18 protein-coding genes are annotated in these 14,187 nt (G+C 40.7%); 6 read left to right on the forward strand and 12 right to left on the reverse strand.

All coding sequences use genetic code 11. The features are described 5' to 3' along the window. Window positions 1–35: 35 nt before the first annotated feature. Entirely contained in the window at window positions 36–962 is a 927-nt protein-coding gene (locus tag ACSVDI_RS13855; RefSeq protein ID WP_457943695.1) for a sugar phosphate nucleotidyltransferase, read from the forward strand. Further along, entirely contained in the window at window positions 959–2,098 is a 1,140-nt protein-coding gene (locus tag ACSVDI_RS13860; RefSeq protein ID WP_457943696.1) for a phosphotransferase enzyme family protein, read from the forward strand. The genes ACSVDI_RS13855 and ACSVDI_RS13860 overlap by 4 nt, the downstream gene beginning before the upstream one ends. A 147-nt stretch (window positions 2,099–2,245) precedes the next feature. Here the strand turns inward: ACSVDI_RS13860 and ACSVDI_RS13865 are convergent, their stop codons facing one another. The 11 genes from ACSVDI_RS13865 to ACSVDI_RS13915 all read right to left on the reverse strand — a co-directional run bounded on the left by ACSVDI_RS13865 (window position 2,246) and on the right by ACSVDI_RS13915 (window position 9,197). Continuing rightward, a complete protein-coding gene (locus ACSVDI_RS13865; protein WP_457943698.1) occupies window positions 2,246–2,860 on the reverse strand; it encodes a DUF47 domain-containing protein in 615 nt (204 codons plus the stop codon). Further along, entirely contained in the window at window positions 2,861–3,880 is a 1,020-nt protein-coding gene (locus tag ACSVDI_RS13870; RefSeq protein WP_457943700.1) for an anion permease, read from the reverse strand. Between the two features lie 307 nt (window positions 3,881–4,187). After that, the gene (locus ACSVDI_RS13875; protein ID WP_457943702.1) at window positions 4,188–4,703 is read right to left on the reverse strand and encodes an HAD family hydrolase; all 516 of its coding nucleotides are present in this window, start codon (window positions 4,701–4,703) and stop codon (window positions 4,188–4,190) included. Between the two features lies 1 nt (window position 4,704). After that, window positions 4,705–5,643 (reverse strand): DNA-processing protein DprA, encoded by a 939-nt coding sequence (locus ACSVDI_RS13880; RefSeq protein ID WP_457943703.1) that lies wholly within the window; start codon window positions 5,641–5,643, stop codon window positions 4,705–4,707. Further along, window positions 5,643–6,323, reverse strand: a complete 681-nt coding sequence (locus ACSVDI_RS13885; RefSeq protein ID WP_457943705.1) for a hypothetical protein — start codon at window positions 6,321–6,323, stop codon at window positions 5,643–5,645. Before ACSVDI_RS13885 ends, ACSVDI_RS13880 begins: the two co-directional genes overlap by 1 nt. Beyond that, a complete protein-coding gene (locus ACSVDI_RS13890) occupies window positions 6,320–6,700 on the reverse strand; it encodes a hypothetical protein (protein WP_457943706.1) in 381 nt (126 codons plus the stop codon). The genes ACSVDI_RS13885 and ACSVDI_RS13890 overlap by 4 nt, the downstream gene beginning before the upstream one ends. A gap of 1 nt (window position 6,701) precedes the next feature. Further along, entirely contained in the window at window positions 6,702–7,274 is a 573-nt protein-coding gene (locus ACSVDI_RS13895) for a hypothetical protein (RefSeq protein WP_457943708.1), read from the reverse strand. Between the two features lie 12 nt (window positions 7,275–7,286). Further along, the gene (locus tag ACSVDI_RS13900) at window positions 7,287–7,475 is read right to left on the reverse strand and encodes a hypothetical protein (protein ID WP_457943710.1); all 189 of its coding nucleotides are present in this window, start codon (window positions 7,473–7,475) and stop codon (window positions 7,287–7,289) included. Beyond that, window positions 7,459–8,643 carry a hypothetical protein gene (locus ACSVDI_RS13905; protein WP_457943712.1) on the reverse strand — a complete coding sequence of 395 codons (1,185 nt, stop codon included), beginning with the start codon at window positions 8,641–8,643 and terminating at the stop codon, window positions 7,459–7,461. The genes ACSVDI_RS13900 and ACSVDI_RS13905 overlap by 17 nt, the downstream gene beginning before the upstream one ends. A 24-nt stretch (window positions 8,644–8,667) precedes the next feature. After that, window positions 8,668–8,928 carry a zinc-ribbon domain containing protein gene (locus ACSVDI_RS13910; RefSeq protein ID WP_457943714.1) on the reverse strand — a complete coding sequence of 87 codons (261 nt, stop codon included), beginning with the start codon at window positions 8,926–8,928 and terminating at the stop codon, window positions 8,668–8,670. 14 nt (window positions 8,929–8,942) lie between these two features. Next, window positions 8,943–9,197, reverse strand: coding sequence for a Smr/MutS family protein (locus tag ACSVDI_RS13915; RefSeq protein ID WP_457943716.1), 255 nt, complete (start codon window positions 9,195–9,197; stop codon window positions 8,943–8,945). A 295-nt stretch (window positions 9,198–9,492) separates the two neighbouring features. Between ACSVDI_RS13915 and ACSVDI_RS13920 the strand changes: the two genes are divergently transcribed. Further along, window positions 9,493–9,819, forward strand: a complete 327-nt coding sequence (locus ACSVDI_RS13920) for a DUF6809 family protein (protein WP_457943718.1) — start codon at window positions 9,493–9,495, stop codon at window positions 9,817–9,819. Next, window positions 9,803–10,372: a DUF6550 family protein gene (locus tag ACSVDI_RS13925; RefSeq protein WP_457943720.1), complete on the forward strand. Its 570-nt coding sequence runs from the start codon at window positions 9,803–9,805 to the stop codon at window positions 10,370–10,372. The genes ACSVDI_RS13920 and ACSVDI_RS13925 overlap by 17 nt, the downstream gene beginning before the upstream one ends. 50 nt (window positions 10,373–10,422) lie before the next feature. On the opposite strand, the gene ACSVDI_RS13930 is transcribed toward ACSVDI_RS13925, so the two are convergent. Further along, on the reverse strand, window positions 10,423–11,628 hold the full coding sequence (locus ACSVDI_RS13930) for a DUF6076 domain-containing protein (protein ID WP_457943722.1): 1,206 nt from the start codon (window positions 11,626–11,628) through the stop codon (window positions 10,423–10,425). 240 nt (window positions 11,629–11,868) lie between these two features. Here ACSVDI_RS13930 and ACSVDI_RS13935 point away from each other — a divergent pair, with 240 nt between their 5' ends. Together ACSVDI_RS13935 and ACSVDI_RS13940 are read left to right on the forward strand one after the other, a co-directional pair. Continuing rightward, window positions 11,869–12,780 carry an AAA family ATPase gene (locus ACSVDI_RS13935; protein ID WP_457943724.1) on the forward strand — a complete coding sequence of 304 codons (912 nt, stop codon included), beginning with the start codon at window positions 11,869–11,871 and terminating at the stop codon, window positions 12,778–12,780. Between the two features lie 82 nt (window positions 12,781–12,862). Continuing rightward, window positions 12,863–14,137 (forward strand): IS110 family RNA-guided transposase, encoded by a 1,275-nt coding sequence (locus ACSVDI_RS13940; protein ID WP_457942479.1) that lies wholly within the window; start codon window positions 12,863–12,865, stop codon window positions 14,135–14,137. Window positions 14,138–14,187: the final 50 nt, after the last annotated feature.

Genomic DNA, 14,187 nt, shown 5'->3' on the forward strand with positions numbered 1-14,187 from the left:
TTCTCGCATAGAGAAACCTTGGAGGAGGAGATTCTATGAAAAAACCTGTATTAGTAATTATGGCCGCCGGAATGGGAAGCCGGTACGGCGGGCCGAAACAGATTGACCCGGTCGACGAATACGGCAACCTGCTGATTGATTTTTCGATTTACGATGCGCTGAAAGCAGGATTTGAAAAAATCGTCTTCATTATAACCCGCGCCATGGAAAAAGACTTTATGGAGGTCATTGGAAAACGAATAGCGCAGCGTGCAGAAATTCAACTGGTGTATCAGGATATGGATGCGCTGCCGGAGGGCTTTTCCCTTCCCGCTGGCAGAAAAAAGCCGTGGGGCACCGGCCATGCCATCTTATGCTGCGCCGATGTAATTGACAGCCCCTTCGCCGTCATTAATGCGGACGATTACTACGGCAGCCATGCGTTCCAAATGATTTACGATTCCCTGCTTACGCAGTGCGATGGTGCCAAATACAGTTATTCCATGGTTGGATATATCTTGGGAAACACCCTGACAGAAAACGGTCATGTGGCGCGGGGAGTCTGCAGCATAAACGATCAAAACCTTCTCACGTCCGTCACGGAGCGAACCCGGATTGAAAAGCGCAGCGGTGGTGCCGCCTACACCGAGGACGGAGAAACCTGGATTCCGATTTCCGAAAACAGCATTGTTTCCATGAATCTGTGGGGATTTACGCCCAGCATTTTAACAGAACTGAAGCTGCGATTTCCGCCGTTCCTGGAATACGCCCTCCGCGAAAACCCGGAAAAAGCCGAGTATTTTCTGCCGAGCGTTGTGAACGAGCTGGTGTCGGAAGGAAAGGCCGATGTGAAGGTTCTGTGTTCCCCCGACCAGTGGTACGGGGTAACCTACCGCCCCGACCATGAAACGGTTGTGGCAGCCATTCGCGGGCTGAAGGAGCGGAAGATTTACCCACCGAAGCTGTGGGAGGAATCCAAATGACACAGGAAGAGGCCTATTCCAAAATTCACGAGGTGAGCACCCATTTTCCGGCCCCCGGAAAGCTGATCAAAGTGGAGCCTTACGGCAATGGGCACATTAACGACACCTACCGGCTGACCTATTCCTGTGAACCCGCAAAGCGTGTGATTTTGCAGCGAATGAACGCCGACGTTTTCCGCAGCCCTGAACAGCTGATGGAAAATATCGGCGGCGTAACCGCTCACTTGCGGGAACAGATTTTAAAATGCGGCGGAAACCCGGACCGGGAAACGCTCCATTTTAAAATTTCGGATTCCGGAAAGAACTATTATGTGGACGACCGCCATAATTACTGGCGTATGTGTGATTTTATCGAAAATTCCATTTGCCTGGAATCCATTTCCTCCCCGGATGATTTTTACCAGAGTGCAAGGGGATTTGGCCGCTTTCAGCAATTATTAAGCACCTATCCGGCGCAGACGCTGCACGAAACCATTCCCCATTTTCATGACACGGTCCGCCGCTTTCAAGCGCTGAAACAAGCCGTGGAGGCGGACCCTTGCGGCCGCGTAAAATCGGCGGTGCGTGAAATTGATTTCGCCTTTAAACGGGAAGAAGACGCCGGTTCGCTGGTTCATCTGCAGAAAAGCGGACAGCTGCCCCTTCGGGTAACCCATAACGACACCAAGCTAAACAATGTTCTGCTGGACAAAACCACACGAAAAGCACTTTGCGTGATTGACCTTGACACTGTTATGCCCGGTCTTGCCGCAAACGACTTTGGCGATTCCATCCGCTTTGGCGCCAGCACCGGCAGCGAGGACGAGCCGGATCTTTCTAAAGTCAATCTGGATTTAACGCTGTATGAACAATATGTAAAAGGCTTTTTGGAAACGTGCGGCGGGAACCTGACGGAGCTGGAAATCGAAACTCTTCCGCTCGGCGCCAAAATGATGACCTATGAATGCGGAATCCGCTTTCTGACCGACTATCTGCAGGGCGATACTTACTTTAAAATCAGCCGGGCCGGCCAGAACCTGGACCGCTGCCGCACCCAGTTGAAACTGGTCGCCGATATGGAGCAGAAAATGGACGCAATGAACGCAATGATTCAAAAGTATAAGAAGCTCTTTTGGCAAAAGCCTTCCGGCAGATAAACGGCCAAAAACGCAGGCTTTCCATGCTAAAGCAAAAGAAACCGATATAAAGTAAATAAATTCCACACCCTGGTGCGCCCATGTACAAATACATGGGCGCACCGCTGTATAGAGTGAACCCTCTGCTTTGAAACGGAAAGGGACCATTCAGGAAATTTCTTTCATCAGAACATGACAGATCATATCGGAGGCCTCATCAATCCGATCGGCGCAGTTACTGAGATGCCGATAAAGCTCACGCATTTTGAGGATATATTTGATGTCATCCCCTTTTAATAGTTCTGCCACAGCTTGACGGTACAAGGCTTCCACTTTATTTTCGCATTTTTTCGCCTTAACCGCATACTGAATGGCTTCTTTCGGCTTTTTTTGCATGCTGCACACAGCGTCGTAAATATTTTCGCTCGCGGTTTTCAGCACCGCCATAAATTCCGCCAGCTCCGGACACTGGCCGATTTGATAGACCTCCATCTCTTTGACGGTTGTTTTATAATAATCCAGAATGTCGTCCAGCGACTTGGAAAGCATATAAATATCTTCCCTGTCGTACGGAGTAATAAAGGTTTTATCCAAATCTTGAATGAGCTCGAACCTTTTTTGGTCCGCCTGCTTTTCCAAAGATTTCACCTGTTCTGCGTCGGAAGAATTTAGACTTTCAGTATATGAAGTAAGAAATTCAACGGATTGTACAATATATTCCGCCTGTTCGCGAAGCAGCTGAAAAAAATCGATCCGGTTCCTGAAGAGTTTGCTGAACCTCATTTAGAACATCCCTCCAATTCTTTGAAAAATCCAATAAAAGGCCGAGGAAATCAAAAAAGAAGCCGGGATGGTAACCAGCCAGGCGGTCAGCATATCCCGGGCATACAACCAGCCCACCGCGTTCGGCCGGTCGGCTGCACCTACTCCAAAAATCGACGAATTCACAATCTGTGTTCCGCTGACCGGGACCCCCAGCAGGGACGCTGCAGCAACTACCAGCAGAGAAGACACTTGGGCGCTCATGGAATGCAGCGACTTCACATTGAAAATTTTGGATCCGACACTTCGAATCATTTTCATTCCACCTAGCAGAAGCCCAAAGGAAATAGTCGCGGCGGAAAGAAAAACAACCGTTTGAGAAACCCGAAAATCCGAGGATCCGCTTCCCACCATAACCAAAAGCGCCAGAATCCCCATGCCTTTCTGCGCGTCGTTGGAACCCTGAAACGCGTTAATCAGCACACAGGTGCTAATCTGCATACCCTGAAAGAGCTTTTTCACGCGGATACTTTGCTGCCCAAAGATCGCTTCGTTCAGTTTAAAAATCAGGAATCCAAAGAAAAAACCGATTACCGGGGAGGTAAACAACGGCAGAAGAATGCTGACCAGCATTCCTTTCAGATTAATAATGGAAAAGCCAAACTCCATCACAAATGGCCCCATCAATCCACCCACCACCGCGTGGGAGGAACTGGAGGGGATGCTACCGAACCATGTGATAAGATTCCATAGAATTGCGCCAAGGACGTCGGCGCAAATCATCCCAGAAACATTTCCGGGATCTCGACGAATCAGCTCCATTTGAAACAGCCCGTAAACGGTGCTTTCCGCAACCTTCGTGCCTAAAAGCACCGTTCCGAAAAACTGTGAAAAAAGCGCAAGGAAAAAAATTAATAACGCATTCAGGGACCGGGATGCAACAATCGTCGCAATGAGGTTTCCTTCGTCATGAAATCCGGTAATAAAAATGAATAGAAAAATCAGTAGAATGGAAACAGAAAAAAATCCAATTCCTATCACCTTCTAAAAACGAATTGAAGTGGTTCGGGGGCTTAGCCGAGCATACCGTACCCCTTACTATGCAGCATCGATTTTTCATGCTTTTTATAATATCACAAAAAGAACATTATTGTGCCAGAAAAGATTATATTTCTCGTTCAGCGAAACGGAATAGCATCGCTGTCCGGTGAAAAAATTCCAACATAAAAAGCGGTGTCTACTAAAGTGACTGTGTCACAAGGGAAAACTAAGAAACGCAAACTGAATACGGAAGATCCCCACCAAGTTATAATGGACTGGTGGGGATCTTTTTATATCATGGTATGGCTTAGACGGAAATAACTGTTTGCCCTAAAGATCTGAGCACTTCAATAATGACAGGGTTATCCTCATAAAAAAGCAGTTGCTGAGAAGTACAAGAAAAACTTTGGCATATTTTTTCAATGTCTCGCCGTACATTGTCTTTACTGCTGTAAATTATTTTTGCAAATGCACATTGTAACTGATAATGCTCTAAAAGAGGTAAAACTCGCTCTTTTTCTGCACTTGTCCATAAAACACAAAATTCTGAACTGTGAGAGTGCACCACACCATGCAAATGTAAATTGAGCTCTGTTTCATTAATGTGTTTAATGAAATATGCTTGCTTTAACTGAATCAGTTTATCTTGCTGATGTTTATCCAAAAAAGGATAGTGGTTAAGCACAATCTTTCTTGTTACACGTGAGCAACTAACAATCGGTACCAATCCCAGTTTTGTAAGCGCATAATTATACGAATCATTATTTAATTGATTCGTATATATGAGTGTATTGTCTAAATCGAAAATGTGTATATTTAACATATCAAAAAAGTGTCATTTGTGTTGAATGAAAGAAGGGTGAATTCTTTTCTAACACTGGAATGTTTGTTGATTTAATTTCCTGTATAGAGCTAAGCTGAAGAACTTTTACATTAGTGCTTGTTAAATTAAGCAAATCTTTGTTTAGACCGAATTGCTTATCATCAATATCAGTGGTTGTATTATACATTGCATACCTTGGAATTTCAAAGTTCTTTGCCGATTCCATTGCATGCCGAGAGCCACTATCGCCCTCACCTTTTCGGTAACTCGCTATCAGCACAATTGCTTTTGCAAACATTGCTTGAAGCCTATCTCTTTCAATATAGCGATTTATAGTTTCCTGTTTGCTCAAGCTTTCTTTATAATACTCTGTTAATAACAAGCCACCATTTGCTACAATATTGTTCGCCAGCCCCCTGTTTGTCGCCGGAGATATTTTGTGAAGTGTCGTTGGCAAAATCGCTATCGTTTTTCCGCCTGTTTCTAAACATACTCTATGAGCTATTGCATCACAGCCTTTTGCTAATCCACTTACAATAATCAAATCACTTTTGACAAGCTGCTCAACTACTGCTGTTTCCCTTTTTTCTATTTCTTGGGTTGGATCAATAAGGCCGATTACGGCAACATTTTTATTCAAATCACTTAATAATGACATATCTCCTTTATAAAATAATAAATATGGCTTATCACTATTCTTAGCATTTTGATTAATGACAGGAAAATGCTCATCATATGCACAAATAAAACCTTCATCTTCATCGTATAAAGGATATTGTTGCGATAATTGCTCTGCAAAATTTAAAATATCGTTATTGGTTGAAATCAAAGTTTCAAACATCTGTATACTGGGGTAATCTCTCCAAAATTGTGCATTAGTCTTTATGAGGCCACATTCCTTTGCAGCTAATAATTGAAGCGCGGTATTTGAATATTTCATTAGTTTCCTCCTGTGCGGCCAATTGCGTAAAAAATAACTTCTTGAGCACCATTGTCTAATAATGCTTGAATACAATCCTCATCAATATTAACGCCTTTGGTATATATATCATCAATAAGGATAATTCTTCGGCCGATAATTTTATCTTTTTTAATATAACTGGTTGCTTTGGTGATGCCGGGATAAGGCTTGTCACCATCATTATTCTGAATTCGACCATCAGCTGTTGCTTTTTCCAAATGGGTTGTAAATGTATTTGTATGTCTAATAATAACATCAGTACCATCAACAATGCCATTTATTTTATTTGATGCATTTCTAATTGCATCTCTAAGAAACAGTTGATTATCAGTATATGTATTTAAGGCCTTTGCTCTTGGAATACACACACAAACACAATTTTGGAAATTATGTTGATTAATTATCTTTGGGAGATCAACCAATAAAATATTTTCAACCTCTTGCCTTGCACTATTTAACTGAGATAGAGATTCCTTATTAAAGGTATTTTTTAACGTGTTAAGGAAATTTGGATTATCTTGATGTCCATACCCCGTGTATGGACGATTATAGTATGCTACAATATTTTTTGTTAAAAACCCATTTTCAGTAATTCTAAATCTGATGGGCGGCTGATCGGTTACAAAGCCATGATAAAAATATTCGAATAAAGAACTCATACTTCATTTCCCCCTACTAATCGGTTATTTGCAAATATACCACTTTCATTAAAAGCCTTAAACACTTCTACAAAATCCGGTGACTCAACCAATTCTGCAATTAGCTCTGATTTTGATTTTTTATTAATATTGATTAACTTCTTGGCTCCATAAAAAACTCCGAAAGTAGCAGCATGAAACAAACCTGCTCTAAAAGTATCAACACCATTAGAAACTTTAAAGGCGGTTCGAGCCTTGTCAAATCTACGTCTATTTTCATCTGATAGGTTGTCTATAAAGACCTTATACTCTTCACAATGTGCGTAGGCATAAGCATAAACGTCTGGATTTATCACATAAGCTTCTATTATTTTTTGTAAATTCTTTTCAAAAGACATTTTAAATCTCCTTTTCTTTCGTATAATTTTCTATTACTTTCTCCATCTGATAGGCATATTTGCATTCCCTTAAATCAGATAAAAATGATGATTGCGTTGTCTCTGTAAGCTTGTCCACTAACCCATGAGCGGCGTTTAGCACTTCAATTTTTCGTATTTCCTCATTAATTGAGCTTTCAAGCTGTCCAACAATGGCAAGCCGTATCAATCGATTTTCTGTAGAGTAAACCTTTGATGCTATCTTTTTCTTAATATCTGGATCGTCGATAATCTCTAAGATAGCATCTAAATGAGTTTTGATGTAATTATCGTTTTCTTCTATTGACCAAAGTCCTGTGTTCTCTTTTAGCTCAATTCGGTAGTTGTAATATTTAAAAATAGCAAAGCAACATAATGCCGGAATGCCTATCAGTAAATATTCATTGAGTTTGTCTTGATAATACATCCGTGCATCTTCAAGGTATACGTAGTTAAAAAACCAAGATAAAAGCCCTGAACCCGCCAGCAATCCGCTAATAATCATGGGAACCTTTGCCCAGTTATCGTAATACTTAAATCTCATTGGTAGTTTCATTGCTTACTCCTCCTAAAATGGGGCGGTCTCATCGAAAACCTCAGGTTCTGAGACCTTTTCACCTCGTGCAATTCTCTCTTTTATAGAAATTTGATCAAAATTGACTGCAAACTGATCATCAAAGATATCCTTTATTACATATTCTTTAGAATTTAACCAATCTTCTTTACTGCCATAAAAAACATTATCTGTCTTCACCATAATAGCCCTCCTCATCCCAATCTTCGGCATACTCGCTATATTCGTCTAAAATATCACCAGCGTATTCTTTGTATGTTTCCGTCAATTCTTCTACGCACTCGTTCTCATAAGCTTCGTATTCTTCATCATATTCAAAAGAATCATCAATAATAAAATCCGAATCCTCATAAGCAGAATAATCATCATAGCATCTAATTTTTCGATCTGCCTTATATTTTTCAAATTCTTCCTTAGTCAAAAACTTGCCAATTAGTCGCTGTGCTGAAAACCGAAGCTCATCATTGGCGTCTACGTCACATTGTAAAACTGTCCAACCGTGATAATACTTATCCCCATTCTGCTTGGAATCAAATTTTACATCCCTAATATCCACAAAATATTTATCCATCTTTAACTGGTATCTATCTTTATGTGGTTGAATCTGCGTGCCAGTAAAATTCACCATAAAGTAGCTCCGTGAATTTTTATGCTCAGAACAAAACGCAAACACCTCAGCAAAGTTATGAATGAAGTTTGGTATCTTAGGATAATGCTGTTCATATTTTTCTTTTAACTTTGGAACATTGCCTTTTCCTAAAATATGGATCGGACTAACAATTCGCAGAGTATTAAGGTGAAATTCGCTTTTAATTGTTTTGAATTCAGCTTGAATAACCGTTTGCTCTTTGAGTTGTGCAAAATCATTATGATAACTGTGTAAACCGTATTCGCTACCGTTGGTGTCAACAACATTTACAACCTTACCAGTAAAAACATCAATGCCAATTATCCGTAAAAATGTCTTATTTCCTCTTTTGGCTTTCTGGCAGAGTACAATAACAATATTTCTTTTCATGACCCCATCAAAGCTGTCAAACAACATTCTTTCGTCAATTGTAGGATAATTAATAGCATCAATACAATCTTCGTTAGTCGAAATGGCTTCTACGATGGCGTCTTTAGACTCTACAGTTATTGGCTCTGGTAGATACTTGCTGTATTTTTCTTTAATCTTTTGCTTGTCAGGATCTTTAAAATCTTCGATTGACAAAAACAATATAGTTCCCCACACAGAATTAGAAATTTTCTTTTCACCAACAGTATGAAAATTGGCTAAGACATAATCATCGAATTCGTCAGTAACCGAACCAATTCCAAACACTTTATGCCATACATCTTTTATAGTCATTATTACATTCTCCTCACTTACATCTTAGCGTCCAAACCACAAGCCATCATTAGGATGTTCATTTCTTACATCTGCTGGCATGCCAAAAATTCTTATATGATCCCCAAAGCTGTTTCGTTTCAGCCCAAGCTTATTAGTATCTAAATCATCACATGTATGTGCTTGTCTACACATTTTACAACGTTTGGGAGGGGCAAATCTTTTTTTCTTATAAAACTCAACTTCATGTTCAGTCATCTCAAATTTATTTCCACATTCTATGCAAGTTATTTTTATAGTACACATATTCATTATCCTCCCTATTGCAAAATTAGACTGGTAACACCTTGGTTTAAACTTAAGAATTTACGCTTAACTCTTGGATTGTAAAATTCTTTCCTCACCATATTCATCAAAGCAGTTCCACTATGGTATCCATGAATTACTATAATTTCTTTAATATCCCGAGGGGCGGTGGCTACTTTATTATTCAAATAAATCGCAGCCTCCCAAACTTTCATTTTGTGTAAGTCGATTTTCATAATTTCAGTTTCTTTAAAGCTATAATCTAACATTTTCATTCTCCTTTAATTTTAAAATGGATAAAATTAAAGGACACCTATAAAAAAAGATCTAATCCTTGAGAACACAACCAACTAAAGCTTATAGAAATATCCTATAAACTAAAGTGCTTTGCTGCGCTAACAACAAAAGCAGAGTTGTGTCAATCAAAATTAAATCACTTTTTATAAGTGTCCACTATCATAATAATCCAATATGAAAATTTTGTCAATACTTTTATATTAAATATTTGGTAGCTATTTATAGCTGCCTGTGGTATCCTTTGAAACTAATAAAGGAGGTGCTACAATGCAAAAAAGATTGGATGACCTATACCACGGTTTCTGTAACAAGCAAGACTTTACAAATCGTATGCTTTCCGTTGAAGAAAGCAATAAGGATTTGATCAGCAAACTTTCAGAAGCAGACGGAAAAGCTTTACTACGGATCATTGATACCTTACAAATGATTTGCAATTATCAAAGCAAGGCAAGTTTTATCCAAGGCTTCAAATTAGGCTTTGAGCTAACAACTGAATTACAAACTTACGATTCCCGCAGTGCTGAGATAGACTCTCAAAACTGCGGGAATTCTTTTATGCCCCAGGAGGTGCAGAAAGATGAAGAAGAAAACTAAAATCGTATTAACAGCAGCCACACTTGCAACTTTTTCTCTGACGATAACAGCGTATCAACAGAAGTCTCAGATGCCACCCAGTCAGCCCGACGTTCGCCCCATGTCAGCACTTACAGAGAGCAGTAGGGATAACACCCCACCCGCAGAAAATAAAACCGTTGTTGCGGACGAAAGCCCAGTAATCAGCACCCAAAACCCATCACATGACAGCACCCTTACAGAAACCGATTTTGAGCCACCAACTACAGCTGACAGCAAGGGAATTTTGACGGAGAGCAGTCCCCAAAGGGATAACCCTACCCCCACACATGCACCATCAAAAAACACCATCACAACCAAGGCCTGTGAGCCCCAGATGGGAGATACCCGTATCGTAAATGGTCAAAAGCAAAGCTACTTCTTAGGCTTCGGCTGGGTAGACGATATGGGCGAGAATGAGGTTATCTACTGCGAGGGAATGTACGAGAACGGCAACAAAATTGGCAGCATGGGTGGTGGCACCTTTGTAGACGGCGATGGGGACATCAATAAAATGATCGGTATCATGGATTAAATATTAAAACAAGAACAAGGTGACGGTATCAGCCATACCGTCACCTTGTTCTATTTCTTAATCTCCGACAAATATTCCTCAATGTTAATTTCATCATTTTCGGCTTTTGTACGCCACTGGATTGCCCAGCTCGCCCACTGCTCAAATTCAGAAACTGTCATTTTCTTTTTCATATATCTTGCATAATGCGCCTTGTATGCACGGTTATAGCCTTGCCATACAGGGTCATTTTTGCATTTATCATCATATCGCTTTCTTGCCCCAACCTCTCGACAAGTCTTGGTGTTGTCCTGTGGTGCAGTGCGTTCGCAGTAGTCGGTATACTTTCCGGATTGAATGAGGAAATACTGACCGCAGTTCTCGCATTTTTTTGGCAGGTAGTTGGTTTCGATGCCGCTGAATAAATCGTAATATAAAAATGCGCCCAGCGACTTGAACTTATATGTTTTGCAAAGAATTGATTTCCCTTTCTCATCTGTCAAAACAGAATGAGAAAACATACCGTATCCCGAAGTGAAGTTTAAATATGGTGTTGTTTTTAAGCTCTCATATTTTTTTAGAAAAGAGGTAAAGCGTTCTGCCAAAACACTATTATCCAAAAACTTATGCTCTGCATTTAAGTAGTTGTCTATAAAATCAACATACACTTCCTTTACACGCAAAATATCGTCAATGAAAGTGATATATCTCTCAAATAGATTTTTGATATCTGTGCTCAGTGTCTCTAAATCAGCAGACATTTCATAATCAAAAAGCTCCTCTTTTAAATCCCACGGTTCAAATTTTGTAATATAAAAATGATGTCTGTCCTCTCCGCAGTAGGTATCAACATAATGATTAAATCCATATTCGTTGGAAAAATCATCGCTGTATAAAAGCTCGTCCTCCACTTCATCTGTATCGCCTGTTTCCCATATCCAAGGCTTTGTGTTTAATACATCAACTAATTTTTCAGCGTGTAGCTCACTACTGCTTGCAATATGGTTGGCAATGGATAGCTGATTAAAATATTGATCTATAAGGCGCATTGCTCCCTGTGCTTTCTGCACATGGGAGTTGTATTGTTCTATTCTGAAAATTTCCATATTCCCAAACAGATCAAGCTGAGGCAGTTCTCTTACTAAGGTTTCTCTGCAGCCTTTCAAATTAGGTACTATGGAGTTCAGTATTTCTATTAAAACTTCATTGGTTACAAATGCTTTTTTACCTTCTAAATAGATATCGTTGTCCTTAAAATTTGCTGTAAAAGTAAACATACGAGCTCACCCCTTTAAACATGAAATAGATGATGCAAAACACAAAAATAGAAAGTGCTTTGTAATAGACAATAGCATCACAGAAAATAGAGAGTTTACTAAAATAGATAATGCAAACTCTCGAAATAGAGAATGTATAATTTATTGTACCACATCTATTTACAACCTGCAATAGTTGCTGTATGCTTTTGGTAGATGATAGCTGTCAATCTTACAACATCTATTTTGAAAGGAGAGCAAATGAAAAAGTTTAATACCATTACCGGCGAAGAACTACTATCGAAAGAAGTTAGGGAGATTCCGTTCATCGTTAAAGATTTAATTCCTATCGGGCTTACACTTCTTGCAGGCTCGGCAAAGGTGGGCAAGAGCTGGCTTGCACTTTGGCTTAGTATTGCTGTTGCTAAGGGTGAAACTGTTTGGGGATATGAAACCACACGGTGCACTACGCTCTATCTCTGTTATGAAGATAATGAGATTCGTATTCAAAACAGGCTACTGGAGATTACAGACGAAGCTCCAAGCAATGTTCATTTCTGTACGGAGGTTTCAAAATTAGGTGGCGAGCTTGAAACACGTATTCGAAATTTTATTTCAGAACATCAAGACACAAAACTGATTATCATTGATACCCTGCAAACAATTCGCAGTCCCAATACCGAAAGCACCTACTCCAATGATTATTCTGATTTGACAATTCTCAAAAATCTTGCTGATGACTACAAGATTGCTATTTTACTCATTCACCATTTTAGAAAACAAAAAGACGGTGATGTGTTTAATCAGATAACAGGCTCAACAGGTTTGCAGGGTGCAGTGGATACCATGTTTACGCTAAGCCAAAGTAAGCGTGGTGAAAAAACAGCAACCCTTTCTTGTGTTGGTAGGGATATCGAAAGTCGAGAATTGGAACTGGAACGCAGCGAGGATAATATCTGGATTAAGGCATCAGACAGTCTTTCAGAAAGCAATCTAAAGGATTTAAGTTTTATCAAAGCAATAGAAATTTTTATGTGTGATAAGGATATCTACATTGGAAATGCAACGGAATTATCGACCCTGCTTAATCAAATAAGTGACGATACTTTTTCAAACAAATCCATCTCTAAAAATATCAAGAGCATTCCTGTAAGGAATAAAAATGAACTTTGAAAAAGAAGATGCCAACCTGTAGAATTTGATATGTGAGTTGCGTGACGGTAACCACAATCAAAAAATACAGGAGGCATCTAATATGAAGCGTACACAAAACGAGAAGATTTTGCAAATCAAATTTGAAACCCTTATCGTCGGAATAGACGTAGGAAAGGAAGCACACTATGCCAGAGCTTTTGATTTCAGAGGATTAGAACTAGCAAAGCTCCTCAGGTTCAGTAACACCAGACAAGGTTATGAGTCTCTTGAAAACTGGATGCAGGAAATTATGAGGGAGCATGGAAAAACCGAGGCGATTGTAGGTTTTGAGCCTACAGGGCACTACTGGTTCACGCTGGGGGATCACCTGCAAAGACAAGGCCATCGGCTCGGGATAGTGAATCCGTTTCACGTAAAGTGTACAAAAGAGTTGGATGATAACAGCCCAACCAAGAATGATCGGAAGGATCCGAAAACCATAGCCATGCTGGTGAAGGACGGGAGATTTCGGGAGGTATACATACCGGAAGATTTGTTCCAGGAACTCAGGGAAGCAGTAGCTGAGAGGGAACGGCTGTTGGAGCAGCTGACCATATTAAGTAATCAGGTATTACGCTGGCTGGACATCCGCTTTCCGGAATTCAGTGAAGTGTTCAAGGATTGGAACAGAGACGCTGCCTGGCTGACATTGAGACATCATTCGACACCCCAAAAAGTGGTAACAGCCGGGGTGGCAGGTCTAATGAAGACCTGGCGGCAGGAGATGAAACGGCCAAGCTTGAAAAGGGCTGAAAGATTGGTAAAGGCAGCTTCGGAGTCTATCGGCAGGACCGCTGGCTCAGAGGCGGCAGAAGCAGCATTGCAAAATATTTTGACACAATATGAGTTGATCGACCGGCAGAAGCAAGAAACTGAAATGCTTATGCAGGAGCTGTTGTTAAGGGTGCCAAATGCATCAAAACTTTTGGACATAAAAGGAATCGGGATGGTGACGGCGGCAGTCATCGTCAGCGAGATCGGAGACATCCACCGATTCCATGATCCTCGACAGATACAGAAAATGGCGGGCTTGAGCCTGAGAGAGAACAGTTCTGGTAAGCACAAGGGGAAAACCACTATCAGTAAGAGAGGAAGGAAGCGACTCCGTGAAGGGTTGTTCCGAGCGATCATTACCATGTTGGCAACGAATCAGGAATTCCGGGCGATCCACAGGAGGAACCTGACGCGGGAAAACAACCCGTTGACCAAGATGGAATCGGTCATAGCCCTGTGCGGGAAGTTAATTCGAGTTATATTTGCAATACTTACAAAAGGTAACGATTATGACGCAAAGAAAATGATGAACGATATGAACCGGTCGATGAAGGCGGCATAAGCCTCCTGAGACAAGCAAGGCAGCGGTATTTGAGGAAACTTGCCGGCCGC

Source organism: Caproiciproducens sp. LBM24188 (genome assembly GCF_054130445.1).